Below are 15,402 nucleotides of genomic sequence, written 5' to 3'. Positions count from 1 at the left end.
AAAAGCAGGGAAAGATCGGCGTAAGCCTACAATAAAAAGGGTTTTTTTGCTATATTAAGCCACTTTGATTTTCCATATCATATTCGTTTACTCCTAAAGGAGTAGGATACAAAAGAAATAAAAAGAGGAGTATATGGTTTTTGATACTTATGAAACATTGGCGTTAGCCTGTTTAGTTTTATTATTGGGGTATTTTTTAGTAAAGCGTGTTCGTTTATTAAATCACTATAATATTCCTGAGCCTGTGGTGGGCGGTTTTGTTGTCGCAATCATTTTGACGGTGGTTCATCAGTTTTGGGGATTAAGTTTCAGCTTTGATACGGATTTACAACGTACAATGATGCTGACATTCTTTACCTCTATCGGCTTGAGTGCAAATTTTTCTCGTTTAATTAAAGGCGGAATGCCATTGGTGATTTTCCTTTTTGTTGCAGCTGGATTGATTGCGTTACAAAACACCGTGGGCATTTTCAGTGCTATGGCATTAGGGTTAGATCCCGCTTATGGATTGTTAGCAAGCTCCGTTACTCTAACAGGAGGACACGGCACAGGCGCGGCTTGGGCTGATGCGTTGGCGGCACGTTTTGGTATTCAAAGTGCCACAGAATTAGCGATGGCTTGCGCCACCTTTGGCTTGATTTTTGGTGGTGTCATCGGTGGGCCTGTGGCGAGCTTTTTGCTTAAACGCTTACATCGTAAAGAAATTCCAGAAGATGAAAATTTAGATGATGTGGAAGAAGCTTTTGAAAAACCGGTGTATCGCCGTAAAGTAAATACTCGCTCAATTATTGAAACAATCACGATGTTGTCTATTTGTTTATTCATTGGGCAGCAGTTAGATTTATTGGCGAAAGGCACGGCATTCCAACTTCCGACCTTCGTGTGGTGCTTATTTACTGGGGTGATTGTGCGCAATTCTTTATCTCATATCTTTAAATTTAAAGTGGCGGAAGAAGCCATTGATATTTTGGGTAGTGTCGGGCTTTCCATTTTCTTGGCGATCGCGTTGATGTCGCTAAAATTGTGGGAATTAGTCGGCTTAGCCTTGCCAATTTTGGTGATTTTGCTCATTCAAGTGGCGGTAATGGCGTTATATGCGATTTTTGTTACTTTCCGTGTGATGGGGAAAGACTATGATGCCGTGGTGTTAAGTGCGGGTCATTGCGGCTTTGGTTTAGGGGCAACACCAACAGCGGTCGCGAATATGCAAGCCGTAACTTCCCACTATGGGCCTTCCCATAAAGCCTTCTTGATTGTGCCAATGGTTGGGGCATTCTTCATTGATATTCTTAATGCGAGTTTGTTGAAACTCTTCGTGGAAGTAGTGGCGATATTCCATTAAGCAAGGAAAATTAGGTATAAATAAAAAATCGTTGTTAATGAAACTTAACAACGATTTTTTTATCACTATCTTTTTAATTTAACTTTTTCCACTGCGTGATTTGCGCCCTTGGTTAAAATTAAATTGGCGCGCTCACGGGTCGGTAGAATATTTTCTCGTAGGTTTTTGCCGTTGATGTCTTCCCAAATTTTGCTCGCTGTGGCAACGGCCTCTTGCTCAGAAAGGCTGGCATAGTGCTTAAAGTAAGAATCAGGATTATTAAAGGCACTTTGGCGAAACTTAAGGAAACGGCGAATGTACCATTCTTTTAATAGACTTTCTTCCGCATCAACATAAATAGAAAAATCGACAAAATCAGAAACAAAAACTTGATTTGTATTGCTATTTCCACGTTGTAGCACATTCAATCCTTCTAAAATAAGAATATCGGGCTGATCAACATAATCAAACTGATCAGGCACAATGTCGTAAGTTAAATGAGAATAAATCGGCGCACTCACATTGCGTTTGCCTGATTTTATATCAGCCAAGAAATGGATCAGGCGTTGCGTATCATAAGAAACGGGAAAGCCTTTCTTTTGTAACAGATTGTCTTTTTTGAGTTTTTCTAAAGGATATAAAAAGCCATCGGTGGTGATGAGATCCACTTTACGCACTTGTGGCCAGTTAGATAAGAGTGATTGTAAAATCCGCGCGGAAGTGCTTTTCCCTACCGCAACACTGCCTGCAATGCTGATAATATAAGGAGTTTTCTGCTTATCCCCACCAAGAAAACGGGTTAAAACGGTCTGACGGCGCAGATTTTCTTCAATATAGTAGTTAATTAAACGCGCCAACGGTAGATAAATGGTGCTAACTTCATCTAATGACAGATCTTCGTTAATTCCTAGCAAAGGCTTGAGATCTTGCTCGGTGAGTTTTAATGGAACGGATTTGCGTAATTCTGCCCATTGCTGGCGATCAAAAGAAAGAAAGGGCGTTAATTGCTCATTTAATAAAGTTGAATCAGAAAATGCCACAATGTTGTCTTCATATTTATAGAATGATGAATAGAAATATACCCTATAAATTTGCTTATGATTAGTGAAATTTAGAATAAATTGGCACTTTTTTTATAAATTTTGTGCATTTTGACTGAGAAATAGCCGAACAATAAAAAAAATCTATTTTTTTTCAAAAAAACGCTTGTCAGTGATAAAAATTTCCCTATAATACGCCTCACTTGCTTACGATGCCGACTTAGCTCAGTAGGTAGAGCAACTGACTTGTAATCAGTAGGTCACCAGTTCGATTCCGGTAGTCGGCACCATAACCAATCGTAGTCAAGTTCATTCATTTAGTGCGGAGGGATTCCCGAGCGGCCAAAGGGAGCAGACTGTAAATCTGCCGGCTCAGCCTTCGAAGGTTCGAATCCTTCTCCCTCCACCATTTTTTAGATGAATTCTGATGGGACAGATGAATTTAGGACTGCGGGCATCGTATAATGGCTATTACCTCAGCCTTCCAAGCTGATGATGCGGGTTCGATTCCCGCTGCCCGCTCCAAAGCGCTGATATAGCTCAGTTGGTAGAGCGCACCCTTGGTAAGGGTGAGGTCGGCGGTTCAAATCCGCCTATCAGCACCAGCCTTAACTTCACCTTTCTCTTATTAATAGTTTAAACTTAATTCAATTGGTTAATGTGGTATTTTGAACCATCGATAACCGTGTTTATCTAGAGGGACTCTTAATGTCTAAAGAAAAATTTGAACGTACAAAACCGCACGTAAACGTGGGTACAATCGGCCACGTTGACCATGGTAAAACAACTTTAACAGCAGCAATCACCAGCGTATTAGCGAAACACTACGGTGGTGCGGCACGTGCATTTGACCAAATCGATAACGCGCCAGAAGAAAAAGCGCGTGGTATCACCATCAACACTTCACACGTTGAATACGATACCCCAACTCGTCACTACGCACACGTTGACTGCCCGGGACACGCGGACTATGTTAAAAACATGATTACTGGTGCGGCGCAAATGGACGGTGCAATCTTAGTAGTAGCAGCGACAGACGGCCCAATGCCACAAACTCGTGAGCACATCTTATTAGGACGCCAAGTAGGTGTACCATACATCATCGTATTCTTAAACAAATGCGATATGGTAGATGACGAAGAGTTATTAGAATTAGTAGAAATGGAAGTGCGTGAGCTTCTTTCTCAATATGATTTCCCAGGTGATGACACACCAATCGTACGTGGTTCAGCGTTAAAAGCGTTAGAAGGCGATGCGGCATGGGAAGAAAAAATCCTTGAGTTAGCAAACCACTTAGACACATACATTCCAGAGCCAGAGCGTGCGATTGACCAACCATTCTTATTACCAATCGAAGACGTATTCTCAATCTCAGGTCGTGGTACCGTAGTAACAGGCCGTGTAGAGCGTGGTATTATCCGCACTGGTGATGAAGTAGAAATCGTAGGTATCAAAGAAACTGCGAAAACTACCGTAACAGGTGTAGAAATGTTCCGTAAATTACTTGATGAAGGTCGTGCGGGTGAAAACATCGGTGCATTATTACGTGGTACAAAACGTGAAGAAATCGAACGTGGTCAAGTATTAGCGAAACCAGGTTCAATTACGCCACACACAGACTTCGAATCAGAAGTTTACGTATTATCAAAAGAAGAAGGTGGTCGTCATACTCCATTCTTCAAAGGTTACCGTCCACAATTCTATTTCCGTACAACTGACGTAACAGGTACAATTGAGTTACCAGAAGGCGTGGAAATGGTAATGCCAGGCGATAACATCAAAATGACAGTAAGCTTAATTCACCCAATCGCGATGGACCAAGGTTTACGCTTTGCGATTCGTGAAGGTGGACGTACAGTAGGTGCGGGTGTGGTAGCAAAAATCATCAAATAATGATGATTGCTAGGTAACACTAGAAAAGCTAAAAGCTAAGAGAGGGCATCGAAAGATGCCCTTTTGCTTGGATTTTGCGATGAAAAATCTGGAAAAAATGCCCGCACTTTTGTTGTAAAAGAATAAATAAAGTGCGGTGTAAATTTTAGGGATTTTTTCTTTTCTATATTTTATTCTCTCACGTCAAATCTATTTTCATTTGACAATGAATTACCTTCTATTAGTTTAGTGTTTCAATAAAGAGAATTGGGTTAGATACACAAAATACATTAAACAGATAATAAAAAACTTAGCGAAAAAGCACCGCACTTTAGTTTTATCTATTTTCTGTTTGTAATCCTTACACCTCCAACCAAAACGTAACTGGCCCGTCATTGGTTAAACTCACTTGCATATCAGAGGCGAATTTGCCGGTGGCGGTGGTAACGCATTGTTGGCTTTTTTGTACGAAGTAATCGTAAAGCTGTTCGGCTTTTTGTGGCGCTGCACCGTTGGAAAAGCTAGGGCGTAGGCCTTTTTGAGTGTCGGCGGCGAGGGTGAATTGGGAAACTACCAGCAATTCACCCTTTACTTGTTGGACGTTTAAATTCATTTTGCCTTGTTCATCGCTGAAAACGCGGTAGTGCAGCACTTTTTCCAGTAAACGATCCGCTTTGCTTTCATCATCTTCTTTTTGCACGCCAAGCAACACTAATAAACCTTGCTGAATTTGCCCTGTGATGTTGCCATCGACTTCCACTTTAGCTTGGGTAACTCGTTGAATTAATGCGATCATTATTGTTCCTCAATTTGTTGTAATTCAATCTCACCATTTTTTAATAAACGCATATCGCCCAGCACCGCAGCCAGTTGCGCGCCGAGCAAAATGGCAATCCAGCTGAGCTGAATCCACAGTAACATAATTGGCAATGTTGCCATTGCGCCATAAATCAGCTGATAAGAGGGAAAATTGGTGATGTACCAGGCAAAGGCCTGTTTGCCTAAGGTGAAGAACACCGCAGCGACCAATGCCCCAGCGGCAGAATGTTTAATGCTGACAGGTTTATTCGGCACAATTTTATAAATTAAAGTGAAAATAAACCAAGTGAGCATAAAGGGGATAAAGCGAAGTAATTTTAAGCCAAAAGGCAAACTCAGATCCGATTGCAACAAATCACCAGCAAGGCTAGTAACATAGGTGCTAACCCCAATGCTGGTGGCGATAATAATCGGCCCAAGGGTTAAAATCAGCCAGTAAATGGCAAAAGAAAAAAGGGTTGGGCGAATGCTACTGTCCTGCCAAATGGAGTTGAGCGTACGGTCAATGGTATTGATGAGCATTAAAGCAACCACAATTAAACTGATGATCCCAACCGCACTCATCTGTTTGGAATTATTCACAAACTGATCAATATATTCTCCCACCATATTGCTGGCGTTTGGGGCGAAATTGTCAAAGATGAATTGTTTGAGCTCGCCTGTTACTTCATTAAAAACAGGAAAGGCGGAGAAAATGGAAAAAATCACCATAATCAGCGGCACAAGCGCCAGCATTGTGCTGTAAGTGAGATAGCCCGCTGCTTGGGTGAGTTTATTTTGATTGAAACGCAACCAAAACACTTTGAGAAAGAGGCTTAGTTTTCGCCATAAAACTGACATAGCATTACTCCACAACAATGTTTAAATTTCTTCCCTGAGCCGCAAATACAAGGCTGCTTCATTGCAGGCAGGGTAACAGTGGGATCGGCAAAATACCAGCGTTCCCCCACGTTTACAAATAAAGATTTTTCGTGATGAATCTGCTCGCCCTCAGCGCTTAAAAATTTCGCCTTAAATTCCACCGCACTATGGGTTTTATCTAATTTAGCATCGTGTTTTAGCACCTCTAAGCCCAGCCACTGGGTTTGCGCCGCCCATTGTTTTAAGGCGTCATAATCCAACAGTGTTTGCTGGCTTGGTACGGTGGTTTCTACAATATAATCAATATCTTGCAATACAAACGCAGCGTAGCGCGAACGCATTAATTGTTCGGCGTTTTGGGCAATTTTTTGCTTTTGATGTAAGGGCTGGCAACAATCTTGATATGCGTTACCCGATTGGCAAGGACAAAGTGCGGTGGTTTTTTCGTCCATTTTTCAACAATGATCCTTCAAGTAGTTGGTAAATTCGCCTAAGCATATCACATCAAGTTGATGATTTCATTTGCCAAAAAGAAAATAGGGCGTGCAGAATTTGTGATAATTTTTGACCGCACTTTATTTTTTTCTTATTATGCACCCACATTTTGATCGATTTCAGAGGCTTATATGCAATATTCATTAGCACAAACAGAACAGGGCGAAGTTTTAGGATTAACCGCCAAAATGGCAAATCGCCACGGTTTAATCGCAGGAGCAACAGGGACAGGAAAAACCGTTACTTTACGCAAAATGGCGGAAGCGTTCAGCGATGATGGGGTGCCAGTGTTTTTGGTGGACGTGAAAGGGGATTTGTCGGGCTTGGTAAAAGCTGGGGAATTCCAAGGTAAAGTGGCAGAGCGCATTGAACAATTTCACCTAGGCGGCGAAAGCTATTTACAAGGTTATCCCGTTTCTTTCTGGGACGTGTTTGGCGAAACAGGGATTCCATTGCGTACCACCATTTCTGAAATGGGGCCATTGTTGCTTTCTCGTTTATTGAATCTCAACGCCACGCAAGAGGGCTTGCTCAATTTGGTATTCCGCGTGGCGGACGATAAAGGCTTATTGCTCATCGATCTGAAAGATCTGCGTGCAATGCTGAAATATGTGGCAGAAAATGCCAAAACCTTCCAATTGGAATATGGCAATGTGTCCGCCGCTAGTGTGGGCGCAATTCAGCGTGCCTTACTTGCCTTAGAAAATGAAGGGGCAAGCAAATTGTTTGGCGAGCCTGCTTTAAATCTTGATGATTGGCTACAAACCCGTGATGGACGTGGCGTGATCAACGTATTAAATTCAGAAAAATTAATTAATTCACCAAAAATGTATAGTGCGTTTTTGCTTTGGTTAATGGCAGAATTATTTGAACAACTGCCTGAAGTGGGTGATCCTGATAAACCAAAATTTGTGATGTTCTTTGATGAAGCGCACTTATTATTTGATGGCGCACCAGCCGCGTTGGTGGATAAAGTGGAACAAGTGGTGCGCTTGATTCGTTCTAAAGGCGTTGGGATTTATTTCGTTACACAAAACCCACTAGATTTGCCCGATACGGTGTTAGGGCAGCTAGGAAACCGTGTGCAACACGCTTTGCGCGCTTTTACGCCACGCGATCAAAAAGCCGTGAAATCGGCGGCTGAAACGTTCCGCACCAATCCAAAAGTGAATGTGGTTGAAACCATTTCGACCTTGGGTGTGGGGCAGGCTTTGGTGTCTTTCCTTGACGAAAAAGGTATGCCAGCACCAGTGGAAATTGCTTATATTTACCCACCAAAAAGTCAGCTTAAACCGATTTCTATTGAGCAGCGCAACCAATGGGTGAAAGATGACGATCTTTACCCTTATTACAATAATTATGTGGATAACGTTTCTGCCTTTGAAATGTTACAAGAGCAGGCGGATCTGGCTGCCGTCGCACAAAAACAAGCGGAACAAGCCCAAGAGGAAGAAGAAAACGGCTTTATGGGAAGCTTAAGCCGAATGTTGTTTGGCAAGAAAAAACGCGGCGAACAACTGAGCGTTACCGAACAAGTGGTGAGCAGCGTAGCGAAATCGGTCGGACGCAACATTCGCAACCAAATCACCAAGCAAATTATGCGCGGGATTTTAGGGGCGTTGAAGAAATAACGACACTATTTTTTCTTATTATGCACCCACATTTTGATCGATTTCAGAGGCTTATATGCAATATTCATTAGCACAAACAGAACAAGGCGAAGTTTTAGGATTAACCGCTAAAATGGCAAACCGCCACGGTTTAATCGCAGGGGCAACAGGGACAGGGAAAACCGTTACTTTACGCAAAATGGCGGAAGCGTTCAGCGATGATGGTGTGCCAGTGTTTTTGGTGGACGTGAAAGGGGATTTGTCGGGCTTGATAAAAGCTGGGGAATTCCAAGGCAAAGTGGCAGAGCGCATCGAACAATTTCACCTAGGCGGCGAAAGCTATTTGCAAGGTTATCCTGTTTCTTTCTGGGACGTGTTTGGTGAAACCGGTATTCCATTGCGTACCACCATTTCTGAAATGGGGCCATTGTTGCTTTCTCGCTTATTGAATCTCAACGCCACGCAAGAGGGCTTGCTCAATTTGGTATTCCGCGTAGCGGACGATAAAGGCTTGTTGCTGATCGATCTGAAAGATCTGCGTGCAATGCTGAAATATGTGGCAGAAAATGCCAAAACGTTCCAATTGGAATATGGCAATGTGTCCGCCGCTAGTGTGGGCGCAATTCAGCGTGCCTTGCTTGCCTTAGAAAACGAGGGCGCAAGCAAATTGTTTGGCGAACCTGCTTTAAACCTTGATGATTGGTTACAAACCCGTGATGGACGTGGCGTGATCAACGTATTAAATTCAGAAAAATTAATTAATTCGCCAAAAATGTATAGTGCATTTTTGCTTTGGTTAATGGCGGAATTATTTGAGCAACTGCCTGAAGTGGGTGATCCTGATAAACCAAAATTTGTGATGTTCTTTGATGAAGCGCACTTATTATTTGACGGCGCGCCAGCCGCGTTGGTGGATAAAGTGGAGCAAGTGGTGCGCTTGATTCGTTCTAAAGGGGTGGGGATTTATTTCGTTACACAAAACCCATTAGATTTGCCTGATACAGTGTTAGGGCAGCTAGGAAACCGCGTGCAACACGCTTTGCGCGCCTTTACGCCACGCGATCAAAAAGCCGTGAAATCTGCCGCCGAAACATTCCGTACCAATCCAAAAGTGAATGTGGTGGAAACCATTTCAACCTTGGGGGTGGGACAGGCTTTGGTGTCTTTCCTTGATGAAAAAGGTATGCCAATGCCAGTGGAAATTGCTTATATTTATCCACCAAAAAGTCAGCTTAAACCGATTTCTGCTGAACAGCGCAACCAATGGGTGAAAGATGATGATCTTTACCCTTATTACAATAATTATGTGGATAATGTTTCCGCCTTTGAAATGTTACAAGAGCAGGCAGATCTGGCTGCTGTCGCACAAAAACAAGCGGAACAAGCCCAAGAGGAAGAAGAAAACGGCTTTATGGGAAGCCTTAGCCGAATGTTGTTTGGCAAGAAAAAACGCGGCGAACAACTGAGCGTTACCGAACAAGTGGTGAGCAGCGTGGCGAAATCAGTCGGACGCAACATTCGCAACCAAATCACCAAGCAAATTATGCGCGGGATTTTAGGAGCGTTGAAGAAATAAGATTTTAACTTACATAGTAAAAGGCTTAAAACCCGTGATAAGGTTTTAAGCCTTTTTTCTATATTGTGAGAATTGCGGGAGTTATATTTATTGTTGTACCACTGCGTGATAATGCAACTTATCAATAGCTTGAATGAGCATTTCATCACTCACTTTCTCATCTGCCACCACATTGACCAAACGTGAATTAAAATTCGCTTTAGTCGATTGCACGCCGTCAATGTTGCGCAATTCTTTATTGACTAAATAAACGCAAAGCTGGCAATTCATTTCTTCAATATGCAACGTAACCTTGCGTTCTGCGGCAAGGCTTGGCAATGAAAAGCTAAGTGCGGTCAAAAAAAGTAAAATTTTTTTCATTCTAAATAATCCAAAACATAAGGTAAAACATAGGGATAAGTTAAGAAAAAGAGAATAATCAGCGCCATTAGCCAATATAAAATTTGCAATGTACGGCGTGAGAGATATTGGCTACAAATCACTTTTCCTGAGAAATTCAGCAGCCAAAAGCCATAACCAAATGCGATGAGGGAAATCACGAGCATTGGAATTTGCAAAAAGGCCAGCTGATTTAAGCTCACTAGCCAAGTGCTAGAAATGCCAAATAACAGATATAACAATGGCGCAATACAGCAAAGTGTCGATGCCACCGCAGCACTCACTGCGGTGGTACATATCGCCCAAAATTTGGCATTTCCGCCTTTCGGATTAGCGTTGCTGCGAGATAAATTCATAACCAAATTCTTTTGCATCAAAGGAATTTAATGGATCGCCACCCACTTCTGCATAAGGATAACCAAAATTATTGATTGGCGCGCGTTCAGGCGTTGGGTAAAGGGTGAAATCGCGTGCGTGATTAAAGCCAATCCAGTTACCCTCCCAATTTCCGAATAAATAATCTGAAACCGCTTGGGTATCGCTATCTGCCACTGCTTTTTTCTCTGTTAGGCGATATTTTGCCACGTCCGCGGAATCCACGGGAACCCAGCCAAAACCTGCCAGATAAAATTCTGCACGACAATGTTGTCCGCCATTTTCATTGGCGATTTTGTTTTTGGCGCTACCAAACGCGGATTTAGAATATTTGCCCATTTTCACCGCTTCCCCTAAACGAATGCCGAACACTTCACGAGCGGGAATACCAGAAGCACGCGCTAAAGCAACAAATACAGAATTAATATCCGTGCATTTTCCTTTTAACACGCCTGTTGTTAGGATTTTTTCCACATCACCATCGCCACAGCCTAATACGGAATTATCACGCTCCATATTTGCCACAATCCATTGATGAATACGTTCTGCTTTTTTGAGCGGATTTGTTTCATTGCCTACAATTTTATCGGCGTATTCTTTCACGATTCCGTCAATTTTAATATGTGCTGTTGGCTGTAAATAAGGTTGTACATCAACGCCATATTCTATTTTTTCTGGCGCTTGATAATCTTTCAATAAGCCTTGTTTCTTCGGTTCGCGATCTTGGGTTTCCACAACCAGCGTAACGGTTAAATTGCGTTTTTGTGCTTCTGGTGTCCAAGTGGCAAATAATGTACTGGCACTATATTGATTATTTTCTGTGATGTAAGCCTGTTGATAATTGCCGTCAAATGTGATGGATTTCACCGTTTGATAATCGTTACTAAAAGGCAATGGCACCCACAAATTTGTCGTTCCTGATGAGCCTTTTGGCACTTGTAAATCATAGGTTTGTGTAAATTCGTAAGTGTGCGTAGTGGTGTTAGGATTCGCCACCGTTTGCGCATTGGCTAACGTTGCCGCAGCGAAAAGTGAGCTGGTAAAAAGTGTGGTGGTAAAAATCGTTTTTTTCATAGAAAACTCCTGTTTACAAAAGGGATTGCAAGGTTATGCCATTCAGTAAAAAATGGGCTACCTTATAGGAATCAGGCGAGAGAAAACGCGTTGCGTCAATAATTGCCAAATTTCTAACCTTCCTTAAATCCTTAAGAGAAATTGAAAACGGCAAGAATGGTATAACGATGAAAACCAGAATTGAAAACAGTTTGATCATTTCCTATACACAATACTTGCGATATAGCTGTTCAACGAACAAAGGGATTTTACGATTTATGGGTGAAATTGCAATCTTTTGTTGATTGGCGGGGTGAAATAATCGGATAAAAAGGCATAAAATCCATAATGATTGTTATGTTTGATTTTAGAGCGTTAAGTAAAAGTGCGGTAAAAAATTCGTAAAAATTCCACCGCACTTTCTTTTTCTAACTATTTTTCTAACATTAAACCAATAATGCCGCCGCTTTCACCACAATATCAATGGCGTTTTGCTCGGTTTGATGAATGGTTTCTTCATTTGGGATTTCTTGCTGTGTGCGGTTTACAATCGCACCAGCCACCATACCAGCACGCAAGCCTAGAGCTGAACACATTGTAAATAAGGTGGCACTTTCCATTTCGTAGTTCATTACATTTAGCTCTTGCCATTGTTTTAATGAACCTTGATAGTGGCGGTAAATTTTGCCAGTGTAAGTGTCGTAGCGCTCTTGCCCTGGGTAGAACGTATCTGATGATGCGGTGATACCAATATGCACTTTCGCTTTATCATTTTCTAATGCTGCTTTGTGAAGCATTGAAGTACAAGTAAAGTCCGCTACCGCTGGATATTCTAATGGCGCGAAATGACGGCTTGCCCCATCTAAACGCACTGCTCCTGTAGTGATCAAAATATCGCCCACATTAATATGCGGCTGAATTGCCCCTGTTGTACCAATGCGTAGGAAAGTGCGCACTCCTAATTGCGCCAATTCTTCTACAGCAATGGAAACCGAAGGCCCACCAATCCCTGTGGAACAAACCACTACAGCCTTGCCATTAAGATAGCCAAGCCAAGAAGTAAATTCTCTGGTCGCGGCTAAAAATTTTGGATTGTCCAATAAACGAGCAATACGCTCAACACGCTCTGGTGCGCCCGGCACAATAGCAAGTTCAGCCCCTTCTAACATCGATTTAGTTAAACCTAAATGAAAAACATCAGACATAACGACTCCTATTTTTGTTGTTATAAATGAAAAGATTAGGGAGTAATATCACGCAAAATAGGATTTTGCATTGAAATCAAGGTTTCGGTAGATTGAATTTCATCAATCAACTGAATTTTGGTGGCTAACACCGCGTGAAGCTCCGCAATAGTGTGGGTCATCACCTTAATAAAAATAGAATAATTTCCCGTAGTGTAATACGCCTCAACCACTTCATCAAATTTTTCTAATTTCGCGATCACCTTATCGTAATCTTTCGCGCTTTTGAGAATAATGCCAATGAAACAACAGACATCATAGCCTAGTTTACGCTGATCGATGCGGATCTTTGTGCCTTGAATAATACCCGCTTGACGCATTTTTTCTACACGAACGTGAATTGTCCCAGGGCTTACGCCAAAATTTTTCGCCATTTCTGCGTAAGGGGTGCGTGCATCTTTAATCAACACACGCAGGATTTGTTTATCTAAGTTATCAATATTGTGCATTTTCTCTTTCCAAAATTAAATTTGATTTAAAATTATAGCCACTTTTTTATGGAAAAACCATTTTCGATCTTATTTTTGTTTGTGGGTGTTGAATTTTGCTCTCATATCATTAAATAATATGCAACGAAAATCAAAACCAGTAATAAACAAGGTTCATACAATGGAAAAATCATTTATTTTACAACAACAAGAAATTAGCTTTGCTAAAAACACCTTTACCCAAAAACTTTTGGAACATTTAGGTCTTGTAGAAGTTCAGGGCCCTATCCTAAGCCAAGTAGGCAATGGTATTCAAGATAATCTTTCAGGAACAGAGAAGGCAGTGCAAGTAAATGTGAAACAGATCACAGATGCCACCTTTGAAGTGGTTCATTCTTTAGCCAAATGGAAACGCCACACCCTTGCACGCTTCGGTTTTGCGGAAGGTGAAGGCTTATTTGTGCATATGAAAGCCTTGCGTCCAGATGAAGACAGCCTAGATCAAACCCACTCTGTTTATGTGGATCAATGGGATTGGGAAAAAGTGATCCCCGCAGGTCGCCGTAACCTAGATTATTTAAAAGAAACCGTGCGTGAAATTTATCAAGCGATTTTGGAAACAGAAGCGGCAGTGAGTGAAAAATTTGGTTTAACACGTTTCTTACCGCAAGAAATCACTTTCATTCACAGTGAAGATTTAGTGAAACGCTACCCAGGAATGAACGACAAAGAACGTGAAAACGCCATTTGTAAAGAATATGGTGCAGTGTTCTTAATTGGTATCGGTGGCGAATTATCAGACGGTAAACCACACGACAAACGTGCGCCAGATTATGATGACTGGACAACCGTTTCTGAGGGCGAATACAAAGGCTTAAACGGTGATATTTTAGTTTGGAACCCAACCTTAGAACGTGCATTTGAGCTTTCTTCAATGGGTATTCGTGTTGATGAAACCGCTTTACGCAAACAGCTTGCCATCACGGGTGATGAAGATCGTTTACAATTTGACTGGCACCAAGATTTAGTAAACGGTCGCTTACCCCTTTCTATCGGCGGTGGTATCGGTCAATCACGTTTAGCGATGTTATTGTTGCACAAAAAGCATATCGGTGAAGTGCAATCAAGCGTATGGCCTAAATCTGTGATGGAAGAGTTTGCCAACATTCTTTAATTTCCTTAGAAGCATAAAAGCCTAGGAAAATACCTAGACTTTTTTATTGCAATAAAATTTAGAAAATTTGCACCGCACTTTATTTTTACAACGTTATCGTGTGGATAAGTCTAAATTTGGCTAATAAAAAAGCACTGAATTAATCAGTGCTTCTTTTTGTTATTTTCCTTTAGAACGTTACCGCACTTTTAAGTTTTTTCAATGCGTTAGTTTCAAGTTGGCGAACACGCTCAGCGGAAATATTATATTTCGCTGCTAAATCTTGCAAGGTGGCTTTGTTTTCATCTAACCAACGTGCTTTGATAATGTCTTGGCTACGTTCGTCTAAGCCTTCAAGCGCGGTGGCAACTTGATCTGCCGCTTGAGTTTCATAATTTTCATTTTCAAGTTCTGCGGCAAAGTTTGAGCTTTTATCTTCAAGATAAAGCGCTGGTGCAAAGCTTTCGTCATCATCTTCATTAGAAAGATCAAAGCCAACATCTGCTCCAGTCATACGGCTTTCCATTTCAATCACATCTTGTTTAGATACGCCAAGCTCTTGTGCCACCATATCTACTTCATTATCATTGAACCAACCTAGGCGTTGTTTGGTTTTGCGTAGGTTGAAGAATAATTTACGTTGTGCTTTTGTGGTTGCCACTTTTACGATACGCCAGTTGCGTAGCACATATTCGTGAATTTCTGCTTTGATCCAATGCACTGCAAAGGAAACAAGGCGTACGCCCACTTCGGGATTAAAGCGTTTTACCGCTTTCATTAAGCCGATATTGCCTTCTTGAATCAAATCAGCCTGTGGTAATCCATAACCGGAATAGCCACGCGCAACGTGGATCACAAAGCGAAGATGGGACAAAATCAGTTTTTTCGCTGCCTCAAGATCTTCTTTATAATACAAACGTTCCGCTAATTCCTTTTCTTCCTCTGCGCTTAGCATAGGATATTCGTTCGCAGCACGGATATAGCCTTCTAAGCTGCCTTGAGGAACTAACATTAGGGTTTGTGTATCTTTGTTCATCATATTCCTTCTTATTTTACGCCCAACTCTAGGGCTATTTATAACATAATCTATAATAAGGTCAATCGATTATAACGATTAATCTATCCTTTTCTTTTAGGTTTAGACTATGGACTTTTAAGAAAGTTCGTTACTGTTGAT

At 41.6% G+C, this 15,402-nt stretch carries 15 protein-coding genes and 4 tRNA genes; 9 read left to right on the top strand and 10 right to left on the bottom strand.

The window, feature by feature from the left end:
* Positions 1–133: 133 nt before the first annotated feature.
* The gene (gene gltS, locus ELZ61_RS01230) at positions 134–1,342 is read left to right on the top strand and encodes a sodium/glutamate symporter (RefSeq protein WP_103854405.1); all 1,209 of its coding nucleotides are present in this window, start codon (positions 134–136) and stop codon (positions 1,340–1,342) included.
* Between the two features lie 65 nt (positions 1,343–1,407).
* On the opposite strand, the gene coaA is transcribed toward gltS, so the two are convergent.
* Positions 1,408–2,361 carry a type I pantothenate kinase gene (gene coaA / locus ELZ61_RS01225; RefSeq protein WP_126370872.1) on the bottom strand — a complete coding sequence of 318 codons (954 nt, stop codon included), beginning with the start codon at positions 2,359–2,361 and terminating at the stop codon, positions 1,408–1,410.
* A 214-nt stretch (positions 2,362–2,575) separates the two neighbouring features.
* Here coaA and ELZ61_RS01220 point away from each other — a divergent pair.
* The 5 genes from ELZ61_RS01220 (at position 2,576) to tuf (ending at position 4,254) form a co-directional block, all read left to right on the top strand.
* Positions 2,576–2,651 (top strand) — tRNA-Thr (locus tag ELZ61_RS01220).
* Between the two features lie 34 nt (positions 2,652–2,685).
* Positions 2,686–2,770, top strand: a tRNA-Tyr gene (locus ELZ61_RS01215).
* A 41-nt stretch (positions 2,771–2,811) separates the two neighbouring features.
* Positions 2,812–2,886, top strand: a tRNA-Gly gene (locus tag ELZ61_RS01210).
* Between the two features lie 4 nt (positions 2,887–2,890).
* Positions 2,891–2,966: transfer RNA gene (locus ELZ61_RS01205), tRNA-Thr, on the top strand.
* Positions 2,967–3,069: 103 nt separating this feature from the next.
* Positions 3,070–4,254: an elongation factor Tu gene (tuf, locus tag ELZ61_RS01200; RefSeq protein WP_115248696.1), complete on the top strand. Its 1,185-nt coding sequence runs from the start codon at positions 3,070–3,072 to the stop codon at positions 4,252–4,254.
* 340 nt (positions 4,255–4,594) lie between these two features.
* Here tuf and dtd read toward each other — a convergent pair whose 3' ends face one another.
* The 3 genes from dtd to ELZ61_RS01185 are packed head-to-tail and all read right to left on the bottom strand — an operon-like array spanning position 4,595 to position 6,365.
* The gene (gene dtd / locus ELZ61_RS01195; RefSeq protein WP_126370870.1) at positions 4,595–5,029 is read right to left on the bottom strand and encodes a D-aminoacyl-tRNA deacylase; all 435 of its coding nucleotides are present in this window, start codon (positions 5,027–5,029) and stop codon (positions 4,595–4,597) included.
* Positions 5,029–5,892 carry a virulence factor BrkB family protein gene (locus ELZ61_RS01190; protein ID WP_126370868.1) on the bottom strand — a complete coding sequence of 288 codons (864 nt, stop codon included), beginning with the start codon at positions 5,890–5,892 and terminating at the stop codon, positions 5,029–5,031. The genes dtd and ELZ61_RS01190 overlap by 1 nt, the downstream gene beginning before the upstream one ends.
* Positions 5,868–6,365 (bottom strand): YchJ family protein, encoded by a 498-nt coding sequence (locus tag ELZ61_RS01185; protein WP_126370866.1) that lies wholly within the window; start codon positions 6,363–6,365, stop codon positions 5,868–5,870. Before ELZ61_RS01185 ends, ELZ61_RS01190 begins: the two co-directional genes overlap by 25 nt.
* A gap of 174 nt (positions 6,366–6,539) precedes the next feature.
* Between ELZ61_RS01185 and ELZ61_RS01180 the strand changes: the two genes are divergently transcribed.
* Both ELZ61_RS01180 and ELZ61_RS01175 read left to right on the top strand, forming a co-directional pair.
* The gene (locus tag ELZ61_RS01180) at positions 6,540–8,039 is read left to right on the top strand and encodes a helicase HerA-like C-terminal domain-containing protein (protein ID WP_126370864.1); all 1,500 of its coding nucleotides are present in this window, start codon (positions 6,540–6,542) and stop codon (positions 8,037–8,039) included.
* Positions 8,040–8,094: 55 nt separating this feature from the next.
* Positions 8,095–9,594 carry a helicase HerA-like C-terminal domain-containing protein gene (locus ELZ61_RS01175; protein ID WP_126370862.1) on the top strand — a complete coding sequence of 500 codons (1,500 nt, stop codon included), beginning with the start codon at positions 8,095–8,097 and terminating at the stop codon, positions 9,592–9,594.
* Between the two features lie 87 nt (positions 9,595–9,681).
* Here ELZ61_RS01175 and ELZ61_RS01170 read toward each other — a convergent pair whose 3' ends face one another.
* The 5 genes from ELZ61_RS01170 to asnC all read right to left on the bottom strand — a co-directional run bounded on the left by ELZ61_RS01170 (position 9,682) and on the right by asnC (position 13,093).
* Entirely contained in the window at positions 9,682–9,954 is a 273-nt protein-coding gene (locus ELZ61_RS01170; protein ID WP_126370861.1) for a heavy-metal-associated domain-containing protein, read from the bottom strand.
* On the bottom strand, positions 9,951–10,328 hold the full coding sequence (locus ELZ61_RS01165) for a mercuric transporter MerT family protein (protein WP_126370859.1): 378 nt from the start codon (positions 10,326–10,328) through the stop codon (positions 9,951–9,953). Before ELZ61_RS01165 ends, ELZ61_RS01170 begins: the two co-directional genes overlap by 4 nt.
* Positions 10,303–11,421 (bottom strand): transglutaminase-like domain-containing protein, encoded by a 1,119-nt coding sequence (locus ELZ61_RS01160; protein WP_126370858.1) that lies wholly within the window; start codon positions 11,419–11,421, stop codon positions 10,303–10,305. The genes ELZ61_RS01165 and ELZ61_RS01160 overlap by 26 nt, the downstream gene beginning before the upstream one ends.
* A gap of 425 nt (positions 11,422–11,846) precedes the next feature.
* A complete protein-coding gene (udp, locus tag ELZ61_RS01155; protein ID WP_126370856.1) occupies positions 11,847–12,605 on the bottom strand; it encodes a uridine phosphorylase in 759 nt (252 codons plus the stop codon).
* A 35-nt stretch (positions 12,606–12,640) separates the two neighbouring features.
* Positions 12,641–13,093: a transcriptional regulator AsnC gene (gene asnC / locus ELZ61_RS01150; protein ID WP_126370855.1), complete on the bottom strand. Its 453-nt coding sequence runs from the start codon at positions 13,091–13,093 to the stop codon at positions 12,641–12,643.
* A gap of 160 nt (positions 13,094–13,253) precedes the next feature.
* On the opposite strand from asnC, the gene asnA reads away from it, so the two are divergent.
* Complete coding sequence (gene asnA / locus ELZ61_RS01145) at positions 13,254–14,246, top strand: aspartate--ammonia ligase (RefSeq protein WP_103853522.1); 993 nt, start codon at positions 13,254–13,256, stop codon at positions 14,244–14,246.
* 169 nt (positions 14,247–14,415) lie between these two features.
* Here the strand turns inward: asnA and rpoH are convergent, their stop codons facing one another.
* On the bottom strand, positions 14,416–15,261 hold the full coding sequence (rpoH, locus tag ELZ61_RS01140) for an RNA polymerase sigma factor RpoH (RefSeq protein ID WP_126373530.1): 846 nt from the start codon (positions 15,259–15,261) through the stop codon (positions 14,416–14,418).
* Between the last annotated feature and the right edge of the window lie 141 nt (positions 15,262–15,402).

Source organism: Avibacterium volantium, from assembly GCF_900635775.1.
Lineage (GTDB): Bacteria > Pseudomonadota > Gammaproteobacteria > Enterobacterales > Pasteurellaceae > Avibacterium > Avibacterium volantium.
The sequence above is the reverse complement of the archived record's forward strand: the minus strand, read 5'-3'. Positions and strand labels throughout refer to the sequence as shown.

What these genes read in the sequence shown, in the direction of transcription:
- gltS (WP_103854405.1), top strand. Translation starts at nt 134, where the DNA reads ATGGTTTTTGATACTTATGAAACATTGGCGTTAGCCTGTTTAGTTTTA.
- tuf (WP_115248696.1), top strand. Translation starts at nt 3,070, where the DNA reads ATGTCTAAAGAAAAATTTGAACGTACAAAACCGCACGTAAACGTGGGT.
- dtd (WP_126370870.1), bottom strand. Translation starts at nt 5,029, where the DNA reads ATGATCGCATTAATTCAACGAGTTACCCAAGCTAAAGTGGAAGTCGAT.
- ELZ61_RS01190 (WP_126370868.1), bottom strand. Translation starts at nt 5,892, where the DNA reads ATGTCAGTTTTATGGCGAAAACTAAGCCTCTTTCTCAAAGTGTTTTGG.
- ELZ61_RS01185 (WP_126370866.1), bottom strand. Translation starts at nt 6,365, where the DNA reads ATGGACGAAAAAACCACCGCACTTTGTCCTTGCCAATCGGGTAACGCA.
- ELZ61_RS01180 (WP_126370864.1), top strand. Translation starts at nt 6,540, where the DNA reads ATGCAATATTCATTAGCACAAACAGAACAGGGCGAAGTTTTAGGATTA.
- ELZ61_RS01175 (WP_126370862.1), top strand. Translation starts at nt 8,095, where the DNA reads ATGCAATATTCATTAGCACAAACAGAACAAGGCGAAGTTTTAGGATTA.
- ELZ61_RS01170 (WP_126370861.1), bottom strand. Translation starts at nt 9,954, where the DNA reads ATGAAAAAAATTTTACTTTTTTTGACCGCACTTAGCTTTTCATTGCCA.
- ELZ61_RS01165 (WP_126370859.1), bottom strand. Translation starts at nt 10,328, where the DNA reads ATGAATTTATCTCGCAGCAACGCTAATCCGAAAGGCGGAAATGCCAAA.
- ELZ61_RS01160 (WP_126370858.1), bottom strand. Translation starts at nt 11,421, where the DNA reads ATGAAAAAAACGATTTTTACCACCACACTTTTTACCAGCTCACTTTTC.
- udp (WP_126370856.1), bottom strand. Translation starts at nt 12,605, where the DNA reads ATGTCTGATGTTTTTCATTTAGGTTTAACTAAATCGATGTTAGAAGGG.
- asnC (WP_126370855.1), bottom strand. Translation starts at nt 13,093, where the DNA reads ATGCACAATATTGATAACTTAGATAAACAAATCCTGCGTGTGTTGATT.
- asnA (WP_103853522.1), top strand. Translation starts at nt 13,254, where the DNA reads ATGGAAAAATCATTTATTTTACAACAACAAGAAATTAGCTTTGCTAAA.
- rpoH (WP_126373530.1), bottom strand. Translation starts at nt 15,261, where the DNA reads ATGAACAAAGATACACAAACCCTAATGTTAGTTCCTCAAGGCAGCTTA.